The sequence below is a fragment of the Actinomycetota bacterium genome (assembly GCA_014360655.1).
Taxonomy (GTDB): domain Bacteria; phylum Actinomycetota; class Geothermincolia; order Geothermincolales; family RBG-13-55-18; genus JACIXC01.
Window position 1 is genome coordinate 1 of the sequence record JACIXC010000019.1, and the last position, 21,826, is coordinate 21,826.

Genomic DNA, 21,826 nt, shown 5'->3' on the forward strand with positions numbered 1-21,826 from the left:
TGGATGAGGCACCCCGGGAAGGCCTTCCTCATCCAGCCCTCCGAGCGCAGGCGAGCCTTCCTCCTTTTGGCCGCCCGGCTCTTCTTTCTGGAGACCCTCTTATCGTAGAGGCCCTTCCTTTTGAGAACCCTTCCCACGCTGGAGGAAGAAAGGCGGATGCCGTAGTCCCTCTTGAGTATCACCGCTATCTTGTGCTTGGACCAGGCGGGGTGCTCTCTCCTTAAGTCGCAGATGAGCTGGATCGTCTGCCAGGGGATCTCGGAGACCCTTTTCCTTTTCGGGGTGCGGGGGAGGTCCTCCAGTCCCCTGAGCCCCCGTTTCAGGTACCTCTTCAGCCACTTGTAGAAGGTGGTGGGGGAGATGGCGAAGTGGCGGCAGGTCATCCTGGCATTTCCGCAGCTGCGAAAGTGCTCTATCCAGCGCAGCCTCCTTCTGGCCTCCCTGGAGAGACCCTCGCCCATCATTCTCTCCAACTCCCATTGATGGGGAAGCCTGGTGTGGTAGATACTAGTAGTGGTTCCAACTGAACCCTTCATTTGGACACCTCCTTGCTCTGCTTCTTTTACTACAAAGCAAGTATAGGGGGTGTCCACCATGTTTATGAACCTGGGCAGTCCCTGTCCCGGAAGACCGCCGCCCGGACACGTTATGGCCAGCGCAATGAACGATGCGCGCTTCCGGTATCCGTTGCCGGCAATCATGACGCGGCAAGAAGTTAATCTCCGGTAACCATTGATGAGGGAATCCGCTCTTTCTCGCGTTCCCACCGTTTACCGCCTCAGGTTTCCGCTGGCGGACCAGCCTGCAAGCTTTGGCGCAAACTGTCGATATAGATATTGTTATTAGATGGGATCGCGCGGCAGGTAACGCCGTAGGGAAACCAGAATATTCGGATAGAGCGCGGCACTGAACAGGATGGGTCCCGTATCCTGTTGAGAACCGTGCGACGAACAGAAAACGGATGCGCGCGAGAGGATCCGGCGGAAGGAAAAGAGGCGAGTGATCGGTTCAAAGGAAGCCCGTCCTGGTTGGCGATCTCGGCGCGTTGCCGGTGTTCCGGGGAGATCCTTGCGGTATCCCAATGGGCGAGGGAGTGACCAATTGAGAACGAGAAGCTGGTTCGGGGAACCCCGTGCGCGGAAGGCGAGGAACCGGCCTTTCCTCCACCTCGTCACCTGCCTCTCTTTTTCCGCGATGCTGCTGCTTGCGTCCCCGGCCCACGGCGAAGCGGTCATATCGGTGACCCCTACCCGTATCCCGCTCTCCCTCGTCGCCGGTGAGAGGACATCCACCTCGCTTACCCTCACCAACCTGGGAGAGGGCGCAATGCGCCTCCTGCCGCGGGTCCTGGCGGTCACGGAGGGCGAGGGCGGGAAGATAAACCTAGAGGAGGAAGAGGCCTGCGACTGGGTGATCCTTGAGCAAGGCGAGCTCCTGCTGGAGCCGTTGATGCAGCGGCAGGTGGAGGTCACCGTCGCGCCACCGGCGGACGCCGCTCCCGGCCTGCGCCGCCTCGCGCTCACCTTCATCCAGGCCCCGGAGGGAGGCGGCGATATAGGCGTGACCGGGGGGCTGGCGGTGTTGCTGGAGCTGGATGTCCTGGCCGCGGAAGGCGCCGCGGCGTCGTCCTTCCCCTTCTGGCTACCCGCGTTGTCGGTATCACTGCTGCTCCTGGCGATGGGAGCGCTACTGGCGCTGCAGAGGTTCAGGAAGCAGGGCGTGGCCGGCAAGGCCCTTCGGGATGACGGAGGAGGGGAGGGGAGATGAAGGCGAAGCGAACGGGCGGTGTCATGCCCCGTTTCCTCCTCGCGCTCCTCCTCCTCGCGGCCTGGTGGACCTGCCCCGCCGCGCAACAGGATTGCGTCGCGGATTCCGCCTACAAGGTCATCACCGCCAATCCCACGTTCACCGTGGGAACCTTGCAAAGCGGCAACTACACTAACACGCAGACCGCCGACAACACCTACATGCAGGTAAGAGAGGGCTGGACTTTTATAGGCATACAACTTGTCGCCTGCCTGGACATGCAGCTCAACAGGTGGCAGACCTTCAACGAGGCCCCGCGCAACAAGCTGCTGGACATCGCCATCGAGCTGGAAGGTTACCAGAACAACGCCGCCGACAGCTGGTACGTGCAGTTCTACAACTACGACGCGGGAGCCTGGGACACTTCCTGGTATTTCCTGGGAAGCCTTCCCACCACGCCGGACGGGACCCTGCGGGTGGCCGTGGGGAATGCCGTCCTGGCCCGCCGGTTCGTGAGCGCCGCGGGCGAGTTCCAGCTGCGCTTCGTCGACAACAACACCGTGAGCGGGGGCACGGACTCGACGCGCACCCGCCTCTATATCGACCTGTTGCGGGCCCGCTTCGTCTACGACATCACCCCGCCCGCCTCCACCATCTCAGCGCCCGCGGACATGGAGTACACCAACGCCCATTCCTACACGGTACGGGGCGTTTCCGGCGATCCCGGGCAGGATCCCAGCGGCGTTTCCCTGGTGGAGGTCTCCACCGATGGCGGCGGCAGCTGGAACGCGGCGACGCCCGCGGCGCCCGGCGATTACTCCTCCTGGTCCTACAACTGGACGATCCCGGGGGAGGGGACCTACACCGTGCGCAGCCGCGCCACGGACCGAGTGAACAACGTGGAGACGCCGGGGGCGGGGGTCAGGGTGGTGGTGGACTGGACCCCGCCGCAGGTCTACTCGGTCACCCCTCCCGGCGGGAGCATCAACGTGGGCGTCGGCACATTGGTCACCGCGAGGTTCAGCGAGGCCAACGGCATAAAAGCTGGGACCGTCAATGCCTCCACCTTCACCCTCACGGACGAGGAGGGGACCCCTATCGCGGGTTCCGTCACCTACGATCCCGGCACCATGACGGCCACCTTCGATCCCGCGAACGACCTCTTCTACGGTTATGTCTACACAGCCCGCCTCACCACGGGAATAACCGACGTGGCGGGAAACCCGCTGCCCGCCGATTATTCCTGGTCCTTCCGCACCGCGGACATCCTCACCATGAGCCTGGTGGACACCTACAACCGCGACGGCACCCCGGGCGGCGGGGCGGTGGATTTCGGCTCCATGAACCCGGAGGGCTCCCCTTACGTGGTGGGAGGGGGGACCCCACCCTACGCCGTGAAGCTGCGGGTACTCAGCTCCACCGGCTGGAACCTCTTCACCAACGCCATCTCCGACCTCACGGACGCCTCCCAGGCCCCCCCGGCCGTCATCCCCATCTCGCAGCTGCAGTGGATGCTCAGCGGGGGAGGTTCCTGGACCCCCTTCACGCTGCTCGCGTCCCAGGTTTATCCCGCCGCACGGAACAGGACACCGCAACCGGGAGGAAGCGAGCTCCCCTTCCACCTCAGGCTCGACCTTACCTGGGAAGACCTTCCAGGTAACTACTCCACCACCATCGTCTTCCTCGCCATGGTCCAACCCTGACGGGTATCAATCCGCGATTTTCCTTCCTCCTGTCATTGCGAGGAGGCGCGCAAGCGTTCTTTTCCTGTCATTGCGAGGAGGCGCGCAAGCGTTCTTTTCCTGTCATTGCGAGGAGGCGCGCAAGCGCCCTTTTCCTGTCATTGCGAGGAGGCGCGCAAGCGCCGACGAAGCAATCCCGCCGGGAGTACGGAAAGGGCGCGGGTGCCGGGAGGGGCGGCAACGACCGGAGGGGATCGCTTCGTCGCTCCGCTCCTCCCGATGACGTTTCCGGGGGTCCCTCGCGATGACGGAGAATCACGCTTCCGGAGGAGATCGCTTCGTCGCTCCGCTCCTCGCGATGACGTTTTCATGGGCTGCCTGCGATGGCGTTTCCGGGGGTTACTCGCGATGACGTTTCCGGGGGTTACTCGCGATGACGTTTCCGGGGGTTACTCGCGATGACGTTTCCGGGCCCCTGTCATTGCGAGGAGGCGCGTAAGCGTTCTTTTAATGTCATTGCGAGGAGGCGCGCAAGCGCCGACGAAGCAATCCCGCCGGGAGTATGGAAAGGGCGCGGGTGCCGGGAGGGGCGGCAACGACCGGAGGGGATCGCTTCGTCGCTCCGCTCCTCGCGATGACGTTTCCGGGGGACCCTCGCGATGACGGAGAATCACGCTTCCGGAGGAGATCGCTTCGTCGCTCCGCTCCTCGCGATGACGTTTTCATGGGCTGCCTGCGATGGCGTTTCCGGGGGTTCCTGTCATTGCGAGGAGGCGCGCAAGCGTTCTTTTCCTGTCATTGCGAGGAGGCGCGCAAGCGCCGACGAAGCAATCCCGCCGGGAGTACGGAGAGGGCGCGGGTGCCGGGAGGGGCGGCAACGACCGGAGGAGATCGCTTCGTCGCTCCGCTCCTCGCGATGACGTTTCCGGGGGTTCCTCGCGAAGACGTTTTGAGGGATCAGACGGGTATGGTGAAGCGGAAGGCGGAACCGCCCCCCTCGCGGGGCTCGTGCCATATCCTGCCGCCGTGACTGTCCACGATGCTCTTCCCGATGTACAACCCCAGGCCGAGGCCGGGGCCGGCGTGGTGCAGCACGTCCCCCACCTGGTAGAAACGCTCGAAGACACGCTCGCGCTCCTCCTCGGGGACGCCCACGCCGCGGTCCAGCACGGAAAAGACGACCGTCCCTTCGCCCCTCTCCGCCGTCACCTCGATGGGCGAGCCCGGCGGGGAATACCTCACCGCGTTGTCCAGGAGGATGATCAGCAGGCGCACCAGTTTCTCGGCATCCACGAAAGCCGTGCCCGGGTCGCCGGGGGGGCGGAAGGATATCTCCCTGTCCACCCCCTTCGCCCGCATCTCCTCCAGTGCCCTCTCGACCAAGGGAGCCAATGCCGCTTCCTTCTTCTCCAGCACCACGCGGCCGCGCTCAATGCGGGAGACCTCCAGGAGCTCCTCCACAATGCCCACCAGCCGGTCGGACCCCCTCTGGATGGCTCGCAGGGCCTCCTCCCGGTCCGCGGCGTCCATTTCCTCACCGTGCTTCTCCAGGGTCATGGCGTATCCCTTGAGCAGGGTGGCGGGATGCCTTAGCTCGTGGGCCGCGATGTCGAGGAAGTCGCGCATCTGCTCCGCCCGCCTCTCCAGCTCGTTCTCGTATGCCCTCTTGTCCGAGATGTCCAAGAGCGAGATGACGCTTTCGCCTATCCCGGGGAGCATGGACACGGTGATGATGGCGGGGATGGGACGGCCGGACCTGTGCCTGGCCACTATCTCGTACCGGATGGGGCCCTCTATCTCCCCGTGCAGCAGCTTGCGGGAATAGTCCTTGACCCTCTCCACCTCCTCGGGCACGAGCAGTTCCATGTAGCGCATCTTGCCCACCATCTCCTCGCGCGTGTATCCGAAGATCCTCTCCGCCTCAAGGTTCACGTCCGAGATGGTGGCGTCCCGCAACACGTGGAACATGGCGGTGCCGGTGGCCTCGAAGGTGACGCGGTAGCGCTCCGCGCTTTCCCGCAGGGCCTGCTCGACCAGCCTGCGCTCGGTCACGTCGCGGGCTATGTTGGATATCTCCACCAGGCGACCCTGCTCGTCCCGGATGGCGGCGCCGGTCATCTCGGTGACGATGACCGACCCGTCGCGACGCACCAGCCTGATCTCCTCGGTGTACAGATCCTCCCCCGCGAAGAGGGCGCCCATGCCCGCGATGACCTTGTCCAGGTCCTCGGGGTGGATGATACCCAGCTCCAGCACGCTTTTTCCCAGCAGCTCTTCCTTATCGTACCCGACGGCCTCGCAGGCCCTGCGGTTGATGCTCACCAGCCTGAACTCGCGGTCGTATCCGAAGATGGCCTCGCCGGCGAAATCGTGGAGCAGGCGGTACCTGCCCTCCGACTCCCGCAGGGCGTCGAGGAGACGGCGATGTCGGAGGGCCTGCTCGATCTGGGCGCAGGAGAGCTCGAGGAAATCCCTCATCCAGCGGGGGACCTCTTCCATGCGCCGGGAAGAGACGACGAGGCAGCCCGCAGTTTCGCCCCGGAAGCGAATGGGAACGAAGGCCGCGCTTCTGGCGTCCTCCGGCACCGGCAATTCCCCGCTTCGCTCCGTCCCGGGAAAAGCCGCTCCCTCGAAGAAGAGCGATCTACCCTCAAGCATAGACAGGAAAACGGGGTTCTCCGGCTTGAGGTAATCCGTCAGGAGGGCCATCTCCTCGCCGATGCCCCGGTGGAAGCGCATCCTCAGCCCGCCCGTTTCCTCTTCCACCAGATATATGGCAATACTTTCCATGCCGGTGGCGTGAAGTATCCCCTCCGCGGCCCTCTCCAGCACTTCCCGCAGGGAATAGTCACCGGCCACCATCCAGGCAAGGTCGCGCTGCACGCGCGTCATCCTCTCCGCCATCATGCGCTCGGTGAAATCGGTGATGAAACCCTCCAGGTAGGGCAGGTTTCCCTCCTCGTCCGGGATGCCCCTTCCCTGTTCCCATACCCACTTGAGCTCCCCGGAGGCATGGTGGATGCGGTAGATGAGCCGGAAGGGCTCCCCCCTTGCCAGTGCCTCCTGGACCTCCTCCCAGATCCTTTCCCGGTCGTCCGGGTGGACCAGGTCGGCGTAGGAAAGCACGGCGTTTCCCACCAGGTCGGAGGGGTCGTGCCCGGTGAGCTCGCGGCATCCTTCGCTGACGAAGAGCATGGTCCATTGTGGATCGTTGCGGCAGCGGTAGGCCATGCCGGGTAGGTTGCTCAACAGGACGGCCAGCTCGCGGCGGCTCTCCTCCAGCTCCTTTTCCATCCTTTTCCGCGCGGTGACGTCGCGGGCGATGCCCTCCAGGGCCACCAGCTCACCCTTTTCGTCGTAGACGGGGGTGTTCCTCTGCTCCGTCCAGATAACCGAGCCGTCCTTGCGGATCCAGCGCAGCACCACTTCCCTTCTGGGCTCGCCGCCCGCCCCGGCGGCTTCTTCCAGGATCTTCCTATCCTCGGGATGCACGATCTTGTAACCGAGCCAGGGATCCGCGTAATGCTCCTCCGGGGTATACCCGGTGATGGCGGTGGCCGAGGGGCTCACGTACTCGAACCTCTGTTCCGGCTTCAGCCTGATGCGGTAGACGAGATCCTCGGCGTGCTCGGCTAAAAGGCGGAATTTCTCCTCCGATTCTTTCAGGGCGGCGGTGATCTTCGCCTGCGCGATGGCCCTCGCCAGCTGCGAAGCCAGCACCTCCATGACCTCCCTGGCCGGGGCGGGCACGGCGGCATCGCGGTGAGAAGCCGCGTTGAGGCATCCCAGCAGACGGCCCTCGTGGAACAGGGGGATCACCGCCAGGGACTTGAGCCCCTCCGCCTCTTTCGCCTCCGTCTTGGGAACCGGGAAGTCCCTGTATTCCACGTAAACCGGTTTCCCCTCGCGCACGATGCGGTGGTTGGCGGAGCCTTCGGCATAACGGTCCACCTCGGCAAGAAAAGCTTCCGATAGCCCCCGGCTGCACCCCAGCACCAGGTCCCCGCTTTCCTCCTCCACCAGGTAGATCGCCCCCGCGTCAAGGTCGGCGGCATCGAGCACCGCCTCCAGGGCGAGGTCGAGGACTTCCTCGAGTTCCCGCGCCTCCCCCACCTTGAGCGCGAAATCCCTCTGTGCCCTGGTCATCCTCGCCGCCATCTCGCGCTCGGTGACATCCCGGGAATTCACCACCAGTCCCTTCACCACGGGGTGGTCGAGGAGGTTCAGGGCCGTGGCCTCGTGCCAGCGCCAGGTGCCGTCCCTGTGCCTTATCCTCTGCAGGGAATACCGGGCCACGCCGGGGCGCTCGATAGCGATGGCGAGATTGCGCCTGCTCTCCGCGAGGTCCTCGGGGTGGATGTACTCGAAGATGCTCCGCCTCTGAAATTCCTCGGGGGTGTACCCGAGGAGGCGCTGCACGGAGGGGCTCACGAAGGACACCCGGCCTTCTCCGTCAAGGACGACGATGAGGTCCAGCGCGTTCTCCACCAGGAGGCGGAAGTATTCCTCCCCGCCTCCGCTAACCTTCTTCCCCTTCCATCCCATGTCCATCCCCATGCGCGAGAGCGATCCCTCCGACGCCTCTCCTTCCCTTCTTTTAAAAGATTTTACTCCCCCATTTTCATGAAATCACGCTGCCTATCTCACTCATTGCAGAAAATGCCCGGAGGCGCGGGTGCCGGGAGGGGCGGCAACGACCGGAGGGGATCGCTTCGTCGCTCCGCTCCTCGCGATGACGTTTCCGGGAGTCCCTCGCGATGACGGAGAATCACGCTTCCGGAGGGGATCGCTTCGTCGCTACGCTCCTCGCGATGACGTTTCCGGGGGTTCCTCGCGATGACGTTTCCGGGCCCCTGTCATTGCGAGGAGGCGCGTAAGCGCCCTTTTCCTGTCATTGCGAGGAGGCGCGCAAGCGCCGACGAAGCAATCCCGCCGGGAGTACGGAGAGGGCGCGGGTGCCGGGAGGGGCGGCAACGACCGGAGGAGATCGCTTCGTCGCTACGCTCCTCGCGATGACGTTTCCGGGGGTTCCTCGCGATGACGTTAAAAAACTCTCGGGACATTAAAAGGGCCTTTCCCCCGCTTGTGTTTATAATGGGGATGGAGGCCGACGGAGGTGAAGGGAGGTGGCGGGTATGTTTCCATCTTATGCCAGGAAGGCACGGGAAGTGCTGGAGGGGGTCTCCGGACTCGCGGAGGAGGAGGATTTCCGCGAGCTGCTCTGCGGGGACTGCCCCTTCTACCATCACGGGGAGGAGGAAAACGAGGAATGCGGCAGTTACCGCATCCTCAAGACCCTGCTCCTGAAAGGGGCCCTCGACCTGGAGGCCACCCTCGATGCGCTCGACTGAGGCTTACCCCGTCCTCGCCCCCGGCGTCTTCCTCAAGCAACTGGAAACGGACTGCGTCTACAACGCGGGAAACGACGAGCTTTACGAGCTTTCCCCCGAAGCCTTCCATTTCCTCGCGCGCTGCGATGGGACCAGGGCCCTCGGGGATATGGATGTGGAGGTGGAAGAGGAGTTCCTCTCCTACTGCCTGGAGGAGGGCATCCTGGAGCTCGCCCACGAGCCCACCCCCCGCCCGGTGAGATGCGGCGTCAACGAGAGGCCCTCCCTGCGTTACCTCATGGTGGAGGTGACCGACCGCTGCAACCTGCGCTGCCGCCACTGCTACCTGGGGGACGCGGGACGCGACGACCTGGCTTGGGACACCCTGTACGGGCTCCTCGACGATTTCGACGACCTCGGGGGCCTGCGCCTGATGATCACCGGCGGTGAGCCCCTCCTCTATCCTCACTTCGCGGCCCTCAACGATGCGCTGGCCGGCCGCACCTACCGCGCCGTGCTCATAACCAACGGAACCCTGCTCAAGGACACCGACCTGCGTTACCTGCGCTTCCACGAGATCCAGTTCTCGCTGGACGGGCTGCAGGAAGGGCACGAGGTCCTGCGCGGCAAGGGGACCTTCCGCCCCGCCATGGCGGCGCTGGAGGAAGCCCTCGCGCAGGGCATCGACGTCTCGGTGGCCACGGTGATGCACCGGCGCAACCTCCATGAACTGGAAGACCTGGGCGAGTTGCTCTCCGGGCTGGGAGTGTCATCCTGGACCCTGGAGTTCCCCGTCCCCTCCGGGCGCATGGCGGAGCACCGCGACCTGATGCCCGGCGTGGAGGAATCCCTTGCCTACTTCGACCTGGAATGGGGATCCGGTCCCCACGAGGGCGCCGAGGGATACGCCTGCGGTGCGCACCTGGCTGCCGTGGACACCGGCGGCAGGCTCATCAAGTGCGGCTATTACCGGAACCCGAGCGGGGGCGCGGTGAGCGCCGGCCTGCGCCCGGCCTGGCGGAATCTCCCCAGGATGAGGCCGGAGGGCGCCTGCGCCGCCTGCCCCCTGCTAAGTGAATGCGGCGGGGGGTGCCGTTTCCGCGCCGAACTCCTTGAAGGGCCCGGGGGCCGCGACCCCCTCATGTGCGCCCGCATGGGCCTCCTCCCCGGCAAACGCCCCTGAAAGACGGCTGCACGCGACCCCGGGGGCGGCGACACGAAAAAGTTCCGGAACGCGTGCTTTCGTCATTGACACGGGGGTATAATAGAAATGTAACGACACACTACCAAGGAGGTGGTGAGATGAGGATCACGAAGATCCCGAGAAGGAAGGGCGGAACCTGCAAGTGCAATAAGAGCTGCGGCTAGCACGCCCTGCAGGGAGGGGGCCAACACGGCTCCCTCCCTTTACGTCGCCCGCCGACCGGCGTTGTTTTCCATTACTTGCCATACGCTCCCGCTGCTTTCCCGCGAACATCAACCACCCACCCCAGGGGCTGCCATAATATACCATCATTTACCATTCACTCCCGCTGCAGCGAGGACATGAACTCCTCCAGAGTGGGAACGCCGCTCCTCTTCTCCCGCCGCCGCAGGGAGATAGCCCCGCCGGTGCAGTTGGGGACGCACACCCCGCATCCCAGGCACTCCTCGCGGTCCACCCTGGCCAGCTCGTGTTCGTCCAGCCTCACCGCCCCTACCGGGCAGCGCTCCTCGCACTCGCCGCAGCCCACGCACAGCTCGCGGTCCACCCGGGCCACGTAACTCGAGGGGTTCACCGCGTTCTCGAACCCCAGCTCCCTGCGGCTGTGCAGGAAAACGCAACAGCAGGAGCAGCAGCAGCACAGGGTGGATATCTTTCCCTGGTGATTGTCGACGGTGAAGACCAGGCCGGCCTCGTGCGCCTCTTCCAGCTTGCGCACCGCTTCCTCCAGGGTCACGGGCTTCCCCATGCCCTGCTCGACGATGTACCTCCCCATGGACCCGAAGTGAAAGCAGTTCTCCCTCTCGTGCTCGCAGCCCTCCCCCACGTAGGCCTTCATCTGCCTGCAGGGGCAGTATGCGACTGCACGGAAGGAAGCCCCCTCCACAAGCTCCTTGGCCGTCTCGAAGGGGAGCACCTCCGACGTCTCGTTCACGTCCTCCTCCACCGGCACCACCCTGACCAGCGGCAGCTCGCGGTCGGCGATCTCCCTTCCCCAGGCGTTTGCCAGGTACCTGATCCACAGGGGGGCCAGCCTGCGCGCCCTCTCGTCGTCCCTGCCCGGCCAGAAAGGCGTTTCGGAGAAACCCACCAGGGTGGGCAGCAGGCGGTACCTGGCGACGCCGTCCTTGACGCTGCGGAACACCGTGCCCTTGGAGGCCATGGCATCGAGCATGCCGCGCAGCTCATCCTCCCGCATGCCGGTTGCCCTCGCGATCTCCGGAAGCGGGGTGTTGAAGAAGGGCAGCCTCACCGCCAGGCGCGCCTCCTCCGGCGTGAAGAGAACACGCAATATCTCGAGGAGCTCCTCGCTCATGGGCGCCCCGACCGGCATCCTGTCCAGGTGTTCGGCAAGGGCGCGATAGACCTCGTCCTTCATACCCGTCACCCCTGAGAGATGGATTCCCCTCAATTTTATCATTTCCGGGATAACGTCAAGCAGAGCGACACGGGCCCGTTTTTCTTACGCCCGCGCTCATGGCGCGCGACCCCGCCCTTAAGGGCGGACGGCCCGTGCCAAGAAAGGGAAGCGCCCGGCGACAAGCACGCTCGTCATGCCCACGCAACCGCGCCCGATGCCTTTCGCCCGCCTAGCTAAAGCTCTCCGCTGGCGCTGGTGAGGGCATCCTCCGGGGAAAGCAGTGACCCGGCTCGTTCTCCATCGCCGCCATGCGGCAAAGTGCCTCCCGGGACGACCCGCGGTCGGCGGGTCTCGCAGTCCTTGAACAGGGATATCTGGCCTCCGCGGCCGTCGCCTCCCTCCCCCGGATCGAAGCAGGCACGGATGTGTCGGCGGATGTCCTCCTCGCCGAAGCGGGGGCTATAGTACCGCCCGTTGCAGGTCACGAAATATCGGGCGCGCCTGCATGCCACGCCCAGCTTGGAGAGGGCTGCAAGATCGAGCGAATGCACGCGACGCGCGGCTACGATCCTGCGCGCCGACTTCGTGCCGATACCGGGCACCCGCAACAGTTCCTCGTAAGAGGCGCGGTTGACCTCCACTGGAAAATAATGGAGATTGCGCAGCGCCCACGCGGACTTGGGATCCAGGTCCCCATCCAGGTCGGGATGTTCCTCGTCCACCAGCTCCCGGGCCGTGAAGCCGTAGCGGCGCAGCAACCAGTCCGCCTGGTAGAGGCGGTGTTCCCGCAGGAGGGGAGGCTCCAGGAGCGGCGGGAGCCTGGGGTCCTCCGAAACGGGCACGAAGGCCGAATAATATATCCTGCGCAGCCCGTATTCACGGTAGAGCCCCTCGGCCAGGGTGATGATCTCCAGGTCGCTCTCCGGGGTGGCTCCCACTATGAGCTGCGTCGTCTGTCCCGCACGCACCAGGGGTGCCGCACGAGGCGAGGCCCTCCTCTCCTCCCGGTCTGCCTCCACGAGACGGCTTACCTCCCCCATGGGACGCAGGATGTCCTCGCGCTTCTTGTCGGGCGCAAGGAAGCGCAGGCTGCCCTCGGATGGGAGCTCTATGTTCACGCTGAGGCGGTCGGCCAGGAGTCCCGCTTCCCGTATCAGTTCCGGAGACGAGCCCGGGATGACCTTCAGGTGGATATAGCCGCGGAAGCCCTCCTCCCACCGCAGGATCTTCGCGGTGAGGACCAGCCTCTCCATGGTGTGATCGGGACTCACCCACACGCCGGAGCTCAGGAAAAGCCCCCGCACGAGGCGGCGCCGGTAATAGTGCATGGCGAGGGCGGCCACTTCCCGAGGCGTGAAGGAGGCGCGGCGACGGCGGGCGGAAGCGCGGTTCACGCAATACGCGCAGTCGTAGACGCAGCGGTTGCTGAAGAGCACCTTCAGGAGGGGAACGCATCGCCCGTCGTCCGACCTGCTGTAATAGATCCCCGGCAGGGAGGCGCTCGTGTCGTCCCGCTCCCAGCGCATCCTCGCCGAACCCGCGGAGGAACAGGTCACGTCGTAACGCGCCGCGGCTCCCAGTATGCGGAGTTTTTCCTCCAGGTCCACTTGCCACCGCCTTCTCCGGCCAGAACCGCCTCACCGTAAACATTATGAACGCCGGCGATGACATGGGGTCCGGGGAGGGGAAGGGCCTGACCAGTTTATAGATCCTCGTGTTTCCGGGTAACCTGATGAAATGACATGGGGTCCGGGGAGGGGGGAGGGCCCGACCGGGGCTCCCGCCGCTCTTTTACCGACCCCGATCTCAACCCCGGTTATCTCGAGACGGGACCATGCATGCCCGCGGGACGCCCGCCGGAATCCCCGGCGCGGCCGCACTCAGGTGACCACGGCGGAAGCCTCGGGATCCAGGGGGTTCATGCGCACCGCGAGGGAGAAGAGGTACGGGTAGTTCGCCTTGAGATGCTCCAAGTAGGCCAGCCACTCGCGCAGCAGCAGGCTATAGGCGCGCGCGATGTCGCTGCACAGGTGTTCGTGGTCGGATTCCGGCAACCCCTCCAGGAGGTACCGGTACTTCAGCTCCTCGGCAAGATGGAATACCGCCCACAGCAGGTCGGTGAAGGTCTCGTGCTCGAGCAGCGTGGGGTTCTCCAGCAAGGTGAGGAGGAAATCGCGCTTGGAAAGGAGGAATTCACGCATATCCTCGAGGAGCCGGTCGTCCCTGCCGATGGCGCACTCGTAATCCTCGAGCTTCCGCCTCGCCTCCCGGAAGTCGGCCTCGCCCCAGTCCGGCTCCGCGGAAAAACATTCCCTGATCTCCCTGCAGGCGGCGTCGAAGCGGGAGAAGGAGCGCAGGAGCTGCATGCCCATCTCGCTGAAGAAGGCGCCGATGACCATGTTCAGCTTCTCCATCCTGGTCTTCTTCTCGCGCGCGTCGAGCACGCGGTGCACGATGATGGCGACCAGCAGCACCTCTATGGGCATGAAGGCTATGTCGCCGAGCATGTAGATGAAGATATGGTGGGCATCCCGGAAAATGGCGTAGTGTACAAGATAGAGGACGGCCGAGAGGAACAGCAGGCCGGCGCCCAGCACCGCGTACCAGCTCAAGTACCATTTTCTTCCACGTGCGTCGTCGATAAGCCATTCACCTCCTCCGGTCGCTCGCCGCCGACCTCGCCGCTTTCCCGACCCGTGGCGGCTGCGGCTTCTTCCAACTGATTTTACAACACGCAACTCCGCGGCGGGCTAAGCGGCGTCATGATAAAACGAGGAAATGCGTGGGCGTGTCGGTGGGGGAAGGAAAGGCGCGGGCACATGGATCGGGTTGGGGATAGGGCTGCGCAAAGGAGCAGGAACGGCGGTTTGCGATAGAGGAACCGCCCTTCAGGCGAGGACCTTCTGCACGACCTCCATCACCTTGGAGGGTTGGAAGGGCTTGGTGATGAAGTCCTTTACCCCCACCTCGAGGGCCTCCAGCATGAGCTGCCTCTCCCCCAGGGCGCTGCAGATGACGATCCGGGCCTTCGGGTCGAGGGCCAGGATGTTGCGCACCGCGGTCATCCCGTCCATCTCCGGCATGTTGATGTCCATGATCACCAGGTCGGGCTTCCAGCGCTCGTAGGCCCAGATGGCGTCAGCGCCCGTTTCCGCCTCCACCACCGCGCCGTAGCCGTTCTCGTTCAAGATGTTGCGCAGCATCATGCGCGTGAAGAGCGCGTCGTCCACGATCAATATGGTCTTCGTCATGTCTCACCTCGACCTCCGCGGGCCGCGTTCCTTCGCCCGCGCCCACAGCGTTCGCCACAGCATCCTTCCTCCATACATCATTCCGCCATTCATGTATCGGTAAATGCGGTGAGCACTTTAAGGAGCCGGCCAGCGTGGTGACCTCAGGCTGATCGCGTCATGCGGCGGGGCGGCGTCACCCGCGGGGGCGCAGGGTGAATTCGAAACAGGCCCCTCCGTCGTTATAAGCCCGGATGTCGCCCCCGTAGGCCTCCACCAGCAGCTTCACCGTGGCCAGCCCCACGCCCGTCACGCCCTCTTCCCCGCGCGAGAAGGGCTCGAAGGCGTCTTCCAGGCGGCCGGGCTCGATACCGGGGCCGTTATCCCGCACCAGGTAACGCAGGGTTCCGTCCCTCTCCCGGGCCAGCTTCCGTATCTCCACCAAGCCGCTCCCGGTAAGGACGAACCTGATGGCGTTATCCAGCAGGTTGGAGAATATCCTGTACATGTCCACGCGGTGGGCGGGAAGGCGCCCGAGGTCCTCGTCCGTTTCAACCCTTACGCCCTTTTCCCGCAAGACCCCTTCCCTTTCCTTCACCACCTCGGCGACTAAGGCGTTAAGGTCCACTTCCCCCACGACAGGCGAGAGTGCCCGATCGCGGGAGATGCGCAAGGTCTCCTCGATGAGGTAAATGGCCTGCCGCGACGAGGAGATGATGGAGGAGATGACCTCGCCTACCTCCTCCCTGCCGGCCCCGGGGACGGCAAGCAACCTCCGCAGCGTCTCCGCCGCGGCCGTGATATTGGCGATGGGCGCCCTGAGGTCGTGCGACACCGCGTGCGCGTAGGCCTCGAGTTCCTCGTTTATCCTGCGCATCATCTCCTCGCTCCGCACCCTTGCGGTGATATCCACCCCCAGCCCGTAGAAGAAATCCAGCGCGCCGCCGTCGCGAAGGACCGGTTTCCCGTGCCACTCCACGACGATCTCGCGCCCGTCCTTCGCCCTGACACGGTTGATGTTGACCCTCGGAGTGCCGGATTTCACCAGGGCCTCGAATACCTTCGCCAGCCCCGCCCTGTCCCCGGGAGGCACGAACTCGCGCAGGTACTCCTTCCCCACCACCTCCTCCCTGGTGTAGCCCAATTCCCTGAGCATCATCTCGTTCATGTTCAAGGTCTTTCCCCGCGGGTCAATGGCCACGAAAAAGACGGGGAGGGAGTCGATGAGCTCGCTGCTGAAGTGCCTCTCCCACAGCAGGTCCTCCCGCAACCCGCGCTCAACCTCCAGGTTGTTCAGCCAGCGTTCCAGCTTCGCCTCCGCCACGTTCCCGCCCAGGTACTCCTCGGGAGGCAGGTAATAGAAGTTCTCGTACAGGCGGCCGCCCACCACCACCAGGGGGTGGGTGGTGACCACCTCGAGCAGAAGATCGGCGCCGAAAGCCCTGCGGTCGTACTGGCATATGGCGAGGCACATGCTGCCCGGGAAGAAGCGGTTCAGCTTGGCCTCGTATTCCATGAGCCTACGAGAGCCGGGCAATCCCCTGAGCGCCCAGCTCATCTCCCCGCTCACCCGCAGGGCGGCGTAGCCTTCCTCGAGGGCCCTTTCCGTCTCGGCGCGCAGGAGCTCGATCATGCGGTCGGGGTCGAAGGTCCCTCCCCTCGTGTACGCCTCGGAGGAGGTTTGCACGACCAGCTGCCCGCGCTCCAGGAAGGGGGCAGGGTCGACCCCCTCTTCACGCAGGTAAGCCAGGATGGTGGAGGCCGTGTTCTCATCCGTGATGCAGAGGACCTTGTGCCCCTGCTCAAGGCCCCGGCGCAGGAAGGGGGTCAGCAGTGAGCGGTGTTCCTCCTCGCTTTCATAGATGCAGCACAGGTGTTCTCCGGGCTCCAGGTGCTCCGGGCTTCGCAGCTCCCGACGCCGCGTGTCCGCTCTCTTTACGCCTTTCCCCGCCTTCCTGCCTCTCCTTGGCCCGTTCCGCCCGTTCTTGCTTCGCATCATCCGCTTCTCGCCTTGTCCGGTCCTGCCTCGTCCCGTCCCCGTTCCTTCTCTCCCGACTCTTCCTTCCTTTTCTCCCCAGCCCTTTCGCCCTTCCTTTCCTCTTCCCTCGCCTGCCCCGTCTCCAACCCCCTTTTTCTCTCGCCCATCCTTCCGCCCGCGCCTCCCTCGCCCCCTCACGACCTCAGGCTTCATCCTCCGAAGAGACGCCACCTCCCCCCTCGGCCGGCGTCAGGGGGAGGGTGAAGGAGAAGACGGTCCCGCCCCCCTCCCTGGGTTCATTCCATATCCTCCCACCGTGTCTTTCCACGATCTCGCGCGCTATGAAAAGCCCCATGCCCATTCCCGGGGTGGAGTGGTGCAGGGCGTCCTCGACCTGGTAGAAGCGCCGGAAGACCTTTTCCCTCTCCCCTTCCGGGATCCCCACACCGCGGTCGCGGACGGAGAGGAGAAAGGCCGTGCCGTCTTTCCCGGCCTCGATCTCCACCACGGAACGGGGCGGCGAGAAGGAAACCGCGTTCTCCAGGAGGATGAGCAGGACCTCCAGCAGCCTGTCCGTATCCGCCTCCAGTACCGTCTCTTCCCGGGGCAGGCGGAGCTCGAAATCGTTGTCGAAGCCTCGCCGGCGCATCTCCCGCACCGCTTCCGTCACGACGGCCCGCACATCCGTGGGGCGTTTCTTGATCGTGAAGCGGCCTCTCTCGATTCGCGCTATGTCCAGGAGCTCGGAGACCAGGCGCGTTAGGCGGTCCACGCCCCGCCCTATGGCCTGCATGAACTCCTCCCGTTGCTCGTCTCCCAGCTCCTTCCAGCGCTCGCTCAGGCTGGTCACGTAACCCTTGATGACGGTGATGGGGTGGCGCATCTCGTGGGAGGCAACGTCCACGAAATCCTTGAGCTCATCCTCGTGGCGCAGCCTCTCGAGCTCCACGGATATCACCCGGGCCAGCGTCCCCGCCGTCTCGACGTCCCCGGCGCTCCATTCGCGAGGCTCCCGGTCATAGGCGGCGAGGTGCCCCGCCGCCTCCCCTTCCGCCGGCACCGGCACAAGCAGGCAGGAGCGGAAAGCGAAGCGGGATACCAGGGGATCCCGGTGCGAGCCGGGAACCAGGGAGAGATCGGGGAAAGCCGCGTAACCTTTTTCCCGCAACTCGTTCCAGGTGCGAAGCACCCCCTCCGCCTCTCCGTCGGGCAGGGCGAGGAACCTCTCCTCTCCCGCCAGGGTGGTTATGAGCGTGTGCCGTCCTCTCGCGAAAAGGTACAGGGCCGCGAGTTCACAACCCAGTGTCTCCCGCGCTCCCTCGAGCAGGGAAAAGATGTTTTCCATGGCGTCCGTGCCCAGGCCGAGGATCACGCGGCTCACCTTGTCCCGGTGTTCGCGGGACCTCTTCGACTCCGTGATGTCGAGGGCGGTAAACACGGTCCCGGCGGAAAGGTCGCGGGGGTCCAGGAAGGTCGAGCTCAGGATGACGTCTATGATCCGCCCGTCCTTGCGCCTCCACCTGGTCTCCAAGGAACCCACGCCCCTCTCGGCGATATCCCGGTACTTCACCTCTCCCACGCGCCTGTATTCCTCCTCGTCGGGGTAGAGGATCCTGGCGCTCCTTCCCACCAGCTCCTCTTCGCGGTAGCCGAGCATCTCGCAGAACCTTCCGTTCACCTGGAGGATGGTCCTCTCCGGGTAAGAGACCATGCCGATGCCGACCGGGGCGGCTCGGAAGATGCCGGCCAGCTCCGATTCCCTCTCCTGCAACGCCCTCTCCGCCCGCCTGCGCTCGGTGATGTCGATGGCCAGCTCGAAGCGCGCGTCGCGCCCGTCCGGCCAGCGGATGAGGCGGTCAACGATGAGGTAATCCCGGTCCAGCACCGGGTTGTGGTATTCCCAGTGGTGAGCCCGACCTGGGTTTGCCAGGAGGATGGGGTTGGTGCAGAAGGAGCAGGGCTCATCGAAACCCTGGAACTCACGGTAGCAGATGCCTCCCGTGGGGTCCTTCCCGAACCTCTCCTTCAGCGCCCGGTTACAGAAGAGTATCTCGTGGCTCTCGGGATCGGACACGTAGATGATCTCGTCGATGCTGTCGAAGATGGAGAGGAGCTGTTCCCTCTCGAGGTCGGCATCCTCCACCGCCGCGCTCAACCTGGAAAAAGAGTGCTCCAGCTCCTCCACGCGTTTCCGCAGGGCAGCGATCTCGGCGAGGAGCTCCTCCCGGCTCTTTTCTGCCTCCCCGCCCGTCCCGTTCTCCAGCATCGCCATCCACCCCAGACTCTCCCCGAGGGTGAAACCGCCGTTCCCGTATCCCCCTTCTGTTTTCGTCTTCCCCTTGGATATATTTTACCCGCCGACCTGACCGAATGGCCAGGAAGCGGCCATTTCCTCCTTAGCCTCGTCGAGGTTTTCGCTTCCTCGACCGACCCGGGCATTGGGGAGGGTGGGTTGAGCGTCCTTGAACACTTGAGATATCCGCCCTTTCTTCCTCGCTCAGCTGTTCTTGTCGGGATGACATGATGGTCTCTCAACCTTTTCAACCAACAGCGCCTGCCGAAACGTTACAGGATCGCGTCCTTTCCGGCGGCAGGTTGACCGTGGGTCAACGGGACGGCCGCGCAAGGCGGCCGTGCATGCGGCCCTTGCGGGCGTTTACGGGTTTTTGCGCGGGCTTTCCTGCTTCTTACGGGCTCCGTTGCGCTACTTTACATGCTCTGCCGACTTTTGTGCGGGCTTTACGGGCTTTTGCCCGCATTATTCATATTGTCACCGTGATGCGCGATAATCAATGTAGCCGAGTTTGACGCAGCCGGGTTCGCAAGAGCGCGTCCCGGGAAGGAGCCCCCAGGGACATGCGGGGCGCGCGGCCATGGCGGGTCATGGTAGGTAAAGGACGCGCGGGAAAGGGGGTGCCGCTGCCGGGAAGATGGCGGAAGAAGGATCGAGGGTCGCTTCCGGGGACTATTTCCGACGCCTCATAGATTACGCCCTGGACGTCATAACCGTGCTCGACGGGGAGGGCAGGGTTATGTACAATAGTCCCTCCCTCAAGCGGATCCTGGGTTACGAGCAGGATGAGCTGAACGGCAGGTCGTGCTTCGATTTCGTGCACCCCGAGGATGCGCCTGAGGTGCTGAAAGCCTTCTATGAGAGCAGGGAGAAGCCCGGCGTTTCGGAGACGGTGGAATACCGCTTCCGGCACAAGGACGGGAGCTGGCGCTACCTGGAATCGGTGGCCAGCAACCTCATCCAGGACCAGGTGGTGCGGGGACTGGTGGTCAGCTCCCGCGACGTGACCGACCGCAAGCGGATGGAGATGGGGCTTCGCGAGTCCGAGTTGATGCACCGTGGCCTGATCAGCATATCCCCGGACGCCGTGACCGTCTCGGACCTCGAGGGCAACATAACCTACGTATCGCCCCAGACGCTGAAGCTGCACGGCTTCAAGCGCGAGGAGGAGATGCTGGGGATGAACGCCATACGCCTGGCGGCCCCCGAGGACCGCGAGAAGGCCCTGGCCATATACCAGATGACCCTGGAGGAAGGGGCGGTGAAGGGCGCCGAGCTCGCCGCCCTGCGCCGTGACGGCAGCCGCATCATGGTGGAGATGAACATCACCCTCGTCCGCGATGCCCATGGAGAGCCCCGGGCCCTGGTGGCCTTCACGCGCGACATCACCGATAGGAAAAGAATGGAAATGGAGCTCCAGAACCGCAACGAGGAGCTGGAGGCCTTCGCCCACACCATATCCCACGACCTCCTCACCCCGGTGGCCATCGTGGAGGGTTACGCCAAGGCGGCCCTGGAGGCGGACGCAGAAGGCCGCGCGGAAGCGGAGAGGGAGTGCCTGGAGGCCATCGCGCGGGGGGCGAAGCGCATGAGCGAGCTCATCACCTCCCTCCTGCAGTACGCGCAGGCCGGCCACGCGGACCTGGAATCGCTGAGTGTGGATTGCGAGGAAATTCTCCTGGAAGTGCTCATGGACCTCGAGGAGGAGATCAGGAAGGCCGGCGTTTCCATCTCCATCCAGGACCACCTGCCCGCGGTGAAGGCGGAGCCGGTGAAGCTGCGGCAGGTCTTCTCCAACCTCATAGGTAACGCCCTGAAGCACATGGGCGCGGTGAAAAACCCGCGCGTAGAGGTGGGAGCCGCGCGGCGGAAAGGGCTGGTGACCTTCCACGTGCGTGACAACGGCGTGGGTATCCCCCCCTCCATCCAGCGGCAGATCTTCGAGCCCTTCAAGCGTTTTTCCCTGGAGGGGACCCCCGGCCTGGGGATCGGCCTCTCCACCGTGAAACGCGCGGTGAGGACCTGGGGCGGGGACACCTGGGTGGAATCCACGCCCGGGGAGGGGACCACCTTCTACTTCACCGTCCCCGCCGCGGAGGATTGACCCACGGCGCACATCGCGCCGCGCGGGACCGCGGGCGTCTCTCCCGGCGGGTTGTTTCGAGAAAACGAAGAAAAGAGATGATGCGCCGTCGCCTGGAGGGCTCGCGGCGGCAGAGGACATCTTGCCAGGCGGGTGTGGCGTCCGCGTGTGAGCCGCTTACGGGTGTGCCGCCTGGCAGCCGGTCCCGCAAGGGACTCGAAGGGTAGGGTGACGATCCGGGACGGGGCGGTGCCGCAACGGAGCGAGGCCGCCGGGGGATCTTTCACTGCTTGCGTCGTATACTTTATGGGAACCCGGGATGGGAACCCGGAGAGGCGCGGCGAGACAAGGGAAGGTTGTCGCGGCCGTTCCCGCGCATGGCGCCACGCACACGAAAAAAAGGAGAGCGAGGAGAAGTGGAAACGGACCTCAAAAAGATACGCAGGATGGCAAGGGAACGCGAGGCGGAAGTCGACGCGTTCATCGAGGAGCTGAAAAGCAGGCGCGTATCCAAGCGCAGGCTGGACGCAGCACTGAAGCGCTTCATGAAGGAAGCCATGCCCGCCTTCGACTGCACCAGGTGCGCCGCCTGCTGCAAGGAGGCTTACGTGGTGGTGGAAACGCCGGACATCGCCCGCCTCGCCTCGGCCGCGGGCATGAAGAGGTCGGAGTTCCGCGCCGCTTACGTGGGCAGGAACGAGGACCGCGACACCTGCCTTAACCGCCGCCCCTGCCCCTTCCTGAAGCGCAACCTCTGCGTCCACTACGAGGCGCGCCCGGACTGCTGCCGCGAGTACCCGTTCTCCCTGGCCGTGGACAGCACCGATAAGCTCGACAACCTCTCGGCCAACTACCTAGTGTGCCCCGTGGTCTTTCATGCCGTGGAAAGGTTGCGCGCCGAGTTCTCCGCTTGACCGCGT

General features: G+C 64.6%; 15 protein-coding genes. 6 read left to right on the forward strand and 9 right to left on the reverse strand.

Translation table 11 applies throughout. From position 1 onward, the window contains the following. On the reverse strand, positions 1-536 hold a 536-nt coding region (locus H5T73_11390), incomplete at its 3' end, for a helix-turn-helix domain containing protein (protein ID MBC7248364.1). 565 nt (positions 537-1,101) lie between these two features. Between H5T73_11390 and H5T73_11395 the strand changes: the two genes are divergently transcribed. Together H5T73_11395 and H5T73_11400 are read left to right on the forward strand one after the other, a co-directional pair. Beyond that, positions 1,102-1,767 (forward strand): hypothetical protein, encoded by a 666-nt coding sequence (locus tag H5T73_11395; GenBank protein MBC7248365.1) that lies wholly within the window; start codon positions 1,102-1,104, stop codon positions 1,765-1,767. Beyond that, the gene (locus H5T73_11400; protein MBC7248366.1) at positions 1,764-3,449 is read left to right on the forward strand and encodes an Ig-like domain-containing protein; all 1,686 of its coding nucleotides are present in this window, start codon (positions 1,764-1,766) and stop codon (positions 3,447-3,449) included. Before H5T73_11395 ends, H5T73_11400 begins: the two co-directional genes overlap by 4 nt. A gap of 936 nt (positions 3,450-4,385) precedes the next feature. Here H5T73_11400 and H5T73_11405 read toward each other — a convergent pair. Beyond that, a complete protein-coding gene (locus H5T73_11405; protein MBC7248367.1) occupies positions 4,386-7,985 on the reverse strand; it encodes a PAS domain S-box protein in 3,600 nt (1,199 codons plus the stop codon). Between the two features lie 578 nt (positions 7,986-8,563). Between H5T73_11405 and H5T73_11410 the strand changes: the two genes are divergently transcribed. Together H5T73_11410 and H5T73_11415 are read left to right on the forward strand one after the other, a co-directional pair. Continuing rightward, positions 8,564-8,779, forward strand: a complete 216-nt coding sequence (locus tag H5T73_11410; GenBank protein ID MBC7248368.1) for a hypothetical protein — start codon at positions 8,564-8,566, stop codon at positions 8,777-8,779. After that, a complete protein-coding gene (locus tag H5T73_11415; protein MBC7248369.1) occupies positions 8,766-9,941 on the forward strand; it encodes a radical SAM protein in 1,176 nt (391 codons plus the stop codon). Before H5T73_11410 ends, H5T73_11415 begins: the two co-directional genes overlap by 14 nt. Before the next feature lie 340 nt (positions 9,942-10,281). Here the strand turns inward: H5T73_11415 and H5T73_11420 are convergent, their stop codons facing one another. The 7 genes from H5T73_11420 to H5T73_11450 all read right to left on the reverse strand — a co-directional run bounded on the left by H5T73_11420 (position 10,282) and on the right by H5T73_11450 (position 18,802). After that, complete coding sequence (locus tag H5T73_11420; GenBank protein MBC7248370.1) at positions 10,282-11,349, reverse strand: 4Fe-4S binding protein; 1,068 nt, start codon at positions 11,347-11,349, stop codon at positions 10,282-10,284. Between the two features lie 206 nt (positions 11,350-11,555). Continuing rightward, positions 11,556-12,929 (reverse strand): putative DNA modification/repair radical SAM protein, encoded by a 1,374-nt coding sequence (locus H5T73_11425; protein ID MBC7248371.1) that lies wholly within the window; start codon positions 12,927-12,929, stop codon positions 11,556-11,558. Between the two features lie 273 nt (positions 12,930-13,202). Next, positions 13,203-13,934 (reverse strand): hypothetical protein, encoded by a 732-nt coding sequence (locus H5T73_11430; protein MBC7248372.1) that lies wholly within the window; start codon positions 13,932-13,934, stop codon positions 13,203-13,205. A gap of 276 nt (positions 13,935-14,210) precedes the next feature. Further along, positions 14,211-14,573: a response regulator gene (locus tag H5T73_11435; protein ID MBC7248373.1), complete on the reverse strand. Its 363-nt coding sequence runs from the start codon at positions 14,571-14,573 to the stop codon at positions 14,211-14,213. A 175-nt stretch (positions 14,574-14,748) separates the two neighbouring features. Then, positions 14,749-16,551, reverse strand: a complete 1,803-nt coding sequence (locus tag H5T73_11440; protein ID MBC7248374.1) for an MEDS domain-containing protein — start codon at positions 16,549-16,551, stop codon at positions 14,749-14,751. Continuing rightward, positions 16,548-16,697 carry a hypothetical protein gene (locus tag H5T73_11445; protein MBC7248375.1) on the reverse strand — a complete coding sequence of 50 codons (150 nt, stop codon included), beginning with the start codon at positions 16,695-16,697 and terminating at the stop codon, positions 16,548-16,550. The genes H5T73_11440 and H5T73_11445 overlap by 4 nt, the downstream gene beginning before the upstream one ends. A 35-nt stretch (positions 16,698-16,732) precedes the next feature. Then, the gene (locus H5T73_11450) at positions 16,733-18,802 is read right to left on the reverse strand and encodes a PAS domain S-box protein (protein ID MBC7248376.1); all 2,070 of its coding nucleotides are present in this window, start codon (positions 18,800-18,802) and stop codon (positions 16,733-16,735) included. Positions 18,803-19,460: 658 nt separating this feature from the next. Here H5T73_11450 and H5T73_11455 point away from each other — a divergent pair. Both H5T73_11455 and H5T73_11460 read left to right on the forward strand, forming a co-directional pair. After that, the gene (locus H5T73_11455) at positions 19,461-20,927 is read left to right on the forward strand and encodes a PAS domain S-box protein (protein MBC7248377.1); all 1,467 of its coding nucleotides are present in this window, start codon (positions 19,461-19,463) and stop codon (positions 20,925-20,927) included. Positions 20,928-21,322: 395 nt separating this feature from the next. After that, the gene (locus H5T73_11460; GenBank protein ID MBC7248378.1) at positions 21,323-21,820 is read left to right on the forward strand and encodes a YkgJ family cysteine cluster protein; all 498 of its coding nucleotides are present in this window, start codon (positions 21,323-21,325) and stop codon (positions 21,818-21,820) included. The last annotated feature ends 6 nt before the right edge of the window (positions 21,821-21,826 follow it).